1 protein-coding gene is annotated in these 1177 nt (G+C 45.0%); it reads right to left on the bottom strand.

The window, feature by feature from the left end; translation table 11 throughout:
• A partial coding sequence (tuf, locus tag PVK71_RS20260) for an elongation factor Tu (RefSeq protein WP_130060028.1) occupies positions 1-1177 on the bottom strand: 1177 nt, incomplete at both ends.

Genomic DNA, 1177 nt, shown 5'->3' with positions numbered 1-1177 from the left:
AAGATTTTAGCAACAACACCAGCACCAACTGTACGGCCACCTTCACGGATTGCGAAGCGTAGACCTTCGTCCATTGCGATTGGAGCGATTAGCTCAACCGTCATTTGAACGTTGTCACCAGGCATTACCATTTCAACACCTTCTGGAAGTGTGATATCGCCAGTTACGTCCGTTGTACGGAAGTAGAACTGTGGACGGTAGCCTTTGAAGAAAGGAGTATGACGGCCGCCTTCATCTTTAGAAAGAACGTATACTTCTGACTCAAATTTAGTGTGTGGGTTGATTGAACCTTTAGCAGCAAGTACTTGGCCACGTTCAACGTCATCACGCTTAGTACCACGTAGAAGTGCACCAACGTTCTCACCTGCACGACCTTCGTCAAGCAGTTTACGGAACATTTCAACACCAGTACATGTAGAAACTGTAGTTTCTTTGATACCAACGATTTCTACTTCGTCACCTACACGTAGGATACCACGTTCGATACGACCAGTAACAACAGTACCACGACCTTGAATTGAGAATACATCTTCAATTGGAAGTAGGAAAGGCATGTCTACAGCACGCTCTGGAAGTGGAATGTAAGTATCAAGAGCTGTTGCTAGCTCAATGATCTTGTCTTCCCACTCTTTCTCGCCGTTTAGAGCGCCAAGAGCTGAACCTTGGATTACTGGTAAATCATCACCTGGGTAATCGTATTCAGAAAGAAGTTCACGAACTTCCATTTCTACTAGCTCAAGAAGCTCTTCATCATCAACCATGTCACATTTGTTCATGAATACAACGATGAAAGGAATACCAACTTGACGACCAAGTAGGATGTGCTCACGTGTTTGTGGCATTGGACCATCAGTTGCAGCAACAACTAGGATACCACCATCCATTTGAGCAGCACCAGTGATCATGTTTTTAACATAATCGGCGTGTCCAGGACAGTCAACGTGTGCGTAGTGACGCTCAGGTGTATCGTACTCAACGTGAGAAGTTGAGATTGTGATACCACGCTCGCGCTCTTCAGGAGCGTTATCGATTGATGCGAAATCTTTAGCTACACCGCCGTAGATTTTTGCAAGTGTAGTACAGATAGCAGCTGTTAGAGTTGTTTTACCGTGGTCAACGTGGCCGATAGTACCAACGTTTACGTGCGGTTTCGTACGTTCAAATTTTTCTTTAGACA

It is taken from the genome of Aliivibrio sp. S4MY1 (genome assembly GCF_028765545.1).
Lineage (GTDB): Bacteria > Pseudomonadota > Gammaproteobacteria > Enterobacterales > Vibrionaceae > Aliivibrio.
The sequence above is the reverse complement of the archived record's forward strand: the minus strand, read 5'-3'. Positions and strand labels throughout refer to the sequence as shown.